This is a genomic window from Leisingera sp. F5 (assembly GCF_001593695.1).
The window spans coordinates 1-4,504 of record NZ_LUKH01000163.1 but is presented as its reverse complement, the minus strand read 5'-3'; the positions used below and the strand labels follow the sequence as shown (position 1 = coordinate 4,504).

Below are 4,504 nucleotides of genomic sequence, written 5' to 3'. Positions count from 1 at the left end.
CGGGTCGCCCGCGATCTTGGCTATGCCAGCCGCTACGCGCTGCAGTCGATGATGCGGCGGCTGGTGTAGGCAGAAACGGCCGGTTGCCTTTTCACAACTCTTGCGGGATATGGGCCGGAATGGCCTTTTCCGGAGCCTGAACTGGCGCGTTTCAACTGCTTGCCGTTTATTTTTGGCTCGGCTCCGGATTCGGACTGTCGAGCATGAAATCCACGGAGTTACATGATGAAAAAGACTTTCCTTTTGTTGCCCTTGCTGGCCCTGGCTGCCTGCGGTGACGAATTCAGCTACCCGTCGCAGTTGGAAAAGCAGTCGCAGGCGGCAGCGCAGGCCGCCGCCACCCCGGTTGACCAGATCCTCCTTGAGCGCGGAGCAAGCATCAATGGCGGCAACTTCCAGGTGCTTGGTCCGGTGAAGACGTCGGTGGGCAAGCCAACCGCCTTCCATCCGGCGCCGACTGTTGCCGATGCGGAGCAGAAGCTGCGTATTGAGGCGGCAAAGCTGGGAGCAGACGCGGTGATCAATGCAGAGATCGGCGACGTTGGCATCTGCCCGCTCAGCTGGGGTTGCCGGGCTGCCAGCGGCACTGCGGTCAGGCTGAGCTACTGATGCAAAGGCGGCGGCATCAGGATGCTGCCGCACGCATGAATTTTATGGAACCGCTGCCCGGAAGGGCGGCGGTTTCCCGTATTGATTTCCATAATCGCACTGCGGGCGGCGATGTGGCAGGTTGCGCCGGAATTGAGGTGAGTGAGGCAGCCATGAAATTCATCCGCGATGTGATTGCGCAGTTGGAAACCCCGCGCGAGGCGCGGCCCTTGGGCAGCGGCTGGCTGTCGGGAACCATGGCGCTGCTGGCTGCTGTCACCGGGCTGCTGCTGGTGCTGCTGCGCTGGTACCCCGAGACGTTCTCGTATCCGCAGCTCGGCTTTATACATTCCAGCGGCTATGTTACAGCCTTTCTGCGCTTTGTGCTGCTGGCGGGTTACGCTCTGTCCTTGCTGAGCCTGATCCTGAGCCGCCAGAAGGCGCTGGGCTGGGCGGCCTTGGGCTTGTCAGTTGTGGCTTCTTTGATGGCGACGGCGCAACCGCAGCACGCAGGTGGCACTCCGCAGAGCCTTTATTTCGGGCTTGACTACTTCATCGTCAACGTTCTGCTGGTCGGCTTTCTGTTTGTACCGCTGGAACGGTTCTTTGCAGCGCGGCGCGAGCAGACGGTTTTCCGCACCGAATGGCGCGAGGACATGTTCTATTATCTTGTCAGCTCAATGCTGGTGCAGGTGCTGACCTTCCTGACACTGGCGCCTGCAAACTATGTCAATGCGAACGCGGATCTGGAGGGCATCCGCGCCCATATCACCAATCTGCCGTTTGCGGTGCAGGTGCTGATCGTGATGGCGGCAACGGATTTCGTTCAGTACTGGGTGCACCGGGCTTTTCACACGTTTCCGGCGCTGTGGCATTTCCATGCCATCCACCATTCCGCCAAGAAAATGGACTGGCTGGCCGGCGCACGGATGCATTTCATCGAAATCGCGGTGCTGCGCGGGCTGACGGCGGTGCCGATGTTTACGCTGGGCTTCAAACCGGAAGCGATCCAGGGCTATCTGCTGATCGTCTATTTCTACTCCAGCTTCATCCACGCCAATATCGGCTGGAAGCTTGGGTCCCTGGAGCGGTTCCTGGTCACCCCGCGCTATCACCACTGGCATCACGGCAGCGAGCGGGCGGCGATCGACATCAACTATGCCTCTCATTTTCCGCTCTATGACTGGCTGTTCGGCACCCATCACCTGCCGGAGGAAGCCTGGCCATCAAAATACGGGGTGGCTGGGGATACGGTGCCAAACGGCTACTGGCGGCAGTTCCTGTATCCGTTCAATCGGAAACGCTGGAAAAAGCGGCAGGACAGCGGCGGACAGGGCTGAGTTTCAGAGGCTCTTGCCATCAAAAATCTCCACCGGCAGGTGCAAAGTATCCGATCCGCCGATGCACCCCAGGTTGACACGGTAAGTGCCGGGCGACAGGCGCGGCTCGACAAAGGTGTGGATACCGCAGGTGCTGCAGAAATGGTGCTGCGCGGCCATTGTGCCGAACCTGTAGGTCTTCAGCGCATCGCCAGCCGCGGTGATTTCCATGTCATCTTGCATCACCTTGAACGGGGTCAGATAGGCGGTCTTGCGGATGCAGATTGAGCAGTCGCATTGCATCGCGCTGTTGATTTCCGGCGCACGAAAAGAAAATCGGACAGCGCCGCAATGGCAGCTGCCGGAGTAGTTTTTCATGGCTTGCCTCTGTTTGCTGGGGGAACAGAGCAAGCTTGGCAGGGCAACCGCGTCCTGCGCAAGCGGTTTGTGCGGTTTTGACGCCGCTCGGCCTCAGGCGGCAATTCCGTGCGGGCCGTGGCGGATAATGGCCCATTGGCCATAGCTGTCATCCAATTCCAACTTGATCGCCGCGGTGGATTTGGTGGAGCCGCTGCCAATCTCGGCCAGGGTGAACTCAATGCCGCCGGGGATGTCGATGCGGACCCGGTGCTCGCCGCCGCCATGCGGGGCCTGGATCGGGCGGCCGGTCGCGTGCAACAGGTTCTCGATGTCCACTTTGGCGGTGCGGTTTTCGATGTCGGCCTGATAGTCGATCCGCTTGATCAACGTTTCGTGCACAGTGTCGCACATGGCGCGGAACACCCACCAGTGGGTGGCTTCTTCATCCGTTTCGCCGCCGAGCATCACAGTGGAAAGCGCTTCGTGCTGAGCGTCGCTGGCACGGTCGTCGACAATCAGCTGCAATGCACCCTTGCCCTCGAAGATCGGGCCTGGCCAAGCGTAAAGAACGGCGGCGCGGGTGCCAGTGAGGTCGATCTCGCCGAAATGGCCCTTGTCGATGTGGATCACCTCGAACCCGGTGCAATTGCCATGGGTGGGCAGATCCTCGAACTGGCAGGGGCAGCCGTAGTTGCAGTTACAGTTCCCGAAGCTGCGGCCTTCGATGTACCAATCCACATGCGTCATGACTGTCTCCTCCGGTTCTGCTGCCAACTGGGATGCGCGGTGCCGCGCGTCGCAAGTGTAACATAAAACCGGCGTCTTTGCCGGATAGCGGGTCAGGGGCGGCCCGGCGCTGCTGCTGTGCTTGGAAAACTGGCGATCATAGGCAAGCGTGAAACCGTAGGTGTGGACCGACACGACGGAGGTGACCGTCAGGTTGGCTGCGCTATGGCTTTCAGCAGAGCAACGCGCTGGCGGGTGTGGACGTGGTCTGGACCTCCCAGCGGGTGCTGGGGCAGGCCGGGCAATGGCTGCGGCAGCATCTGCTGAAGCTGCCGCAGAAAGCCTGGTGGGGCTGAGAGCGGTTAGTTGCTTTGCTTTCTACGGGCAACCGTTGCCGCCATCGCATCCCATTGTGGGCGAATTCTGGACGTATCCCAATCCGTGGCCAGATGCCTGCGCCCTTCTTCGATGATGTTCATAGCAGCTTCATGTTTTCGTTGAGAAATGTAGATTGCAGCGATTTGCTCCAATACTCCATGATAGGGCGCAGGCTGGTCGAGAGGTGCGGGTCGGAACTCTTCAAGACGTTGCAGGAGCCTTGCAAGTTTTGGGTCTCCCTTACCCATTTGAACCTGAAGGTTTTCGAGGCTGCTGATCAAGCTTTGCTTGTGCATATTGTTTTTTGCTCCCGTTTTGGGATGGGTTTCAATTGCTGCGATCAGATGCGCCTCGGCTTTGTTCAGTTGCCCATCCCTCATTTCGATCCGGGCCATAGCAGCTGATAGCTCCCAAGCGGCTGCTTTTACAGCGGGACTTGCATCGTTCACCGATGCTTGCACTTTCGCTGCAATGCTGCGGGCCTCATCAAGCTTGTCGACGTCCAAAAGCAGGTACAGAAAGCTGACGGTATGAGCCACGTGTTCCGGACTTGTGGGCTGGGTAGAGCCTAGCCGGACGGCCTCACGAAAAAGAAGTTCCGCTTCTTCGTAGTTTTCAGGATACTCCAAAGTTTCCAAAGCCTCTTTGGCCTTGGAGTAGAGGCGCTTGGCTTCGCTGAATACTGCGGTCATAAATTTGGTCTCCAAGAAATTGGCGCCACTATCCAAGCGACCTCAGGCATCTTTGGGGCAAAGTTCGGGTGGTCCCGAGACCTGTGTTGGTGGAAGTCTGTACGTATCGCTGTGGCAGTCCGGCCTTTAGCACTTTGCAAGATGAGATCGTAAACACACCCGCCCGCCATCCGTCCTGGCCCTCTTGCTTTCGCCGGCCCTTGTGGTAGCAGAGCACAAGCAGAATTCGAGGGGCCGTTATGGACGATCTTAAAGCCAAATACCTGGGTCAGATTGCAGAGGCCGCGGACGAGTCCGTACTGGAAGCGATCCGCCTTGCCGCTGTCGGCAAGAAGGGCGAAGTGGCGCTGAAGATGCGCGAGCTGGGTAAGATGACCCCGGAAGAACGTCAGGTCGCAGGCCCGGCGCTGAACGCGTTGAAGGATGAGATCAACTCGGCCC

5 protein-coding genes and 1 pseudogene are annotated in these 4,504 nt (G+C 59.1%); 3 read left to right on the top strand and 3 right to left on the bottom strand.

All coding sequences use genetic code 11. From position 1 onward, the window contains the following. Positions 1–222: 222 nt before the first annotated feature. Both A2I95_RS26415 and A2I95_RS26410 read left to right on the top strand, forming a co-directional pair. Positions 223–609: a hypothetical protein gene (locus A2I95_RS26415; protein ID WP_291734689.1), complete on the top strand. Its 387-nt coding sequence runs from the start codon at positions 223–225 to the stop codon at positions 607–609. 152 nt (positions 610–761) lie between these two features. Then, positions 762–1,928 carry a sterol desaturase family protein gene (locus A2I95_RS26410; protein WP_035920315.1) on the top strand — a complete coding sequence of 389 codons (1,167 nt, stop codon included), beginning with the start codon at positions 762–764 and terminating at the stop codon, positions 1,926–1,928. A 3-nt stretch (positions 1,929–1,931) separates the two neighbouring features. Here A2I95_RS26410 and A2I95_RS26405 read toward each other — a convergent pair whose 3' ends face one another. The 3 genes from A2I95_RS26405 to A2I95_RS26395 all read right to left on the bottom strand — a co-directional run bounded on the left by A2I95_RS26405 (position 1,932) and on the right by A2I95_RS26395 (position 4,063). Beyond that, positions 1,932–2,285, bottom strand: a complete 354-nt coding sequence (locus tag A2I95_RS26405) for a GFA family protein (RefSeq protein WP_291734688.1) — start codon at positions 2,283–2,285, stop codon at positions 1,932–1,934. Positions 2,286–2,378: 93 nt separating this feature from the next. Continuing rightward, the gene (locus A2I95_RS26400; protein ID WP_027257937.1) at positions 2,379–3,014 is read right to left on the bottom strand and encodes a DUF1326 domain-containing protein; all 636 of its coding nucleotides are present in this window, start codon (positions 3,012–3,014) and stop codon (positions 2,379–2,381) included. Between the two features lie 341 nt (positions 3,015–3,355). Next, positions 3,356–4,063, bottom strand: coding sequence for a hypothetical protein (locus A2I95_RS26395; RefSeq protein WP_291734686.1), 708 nt, complete (start codon positions 4,061–4,063; stop codon positions 3,356–3,358). A gap of 239 nt (positions 4,064–4,302) precedes the next feature. Between A2I95_RS26395 and A2I95_RS26390 the strand changes: the two are divergent. Then, a pseudogene (locus A2I95_RS26390) lies at positions 4,303–4,504 on the top strand (phenylalanine--tRNA ligase subunit alpha); the annotation flags it as partial.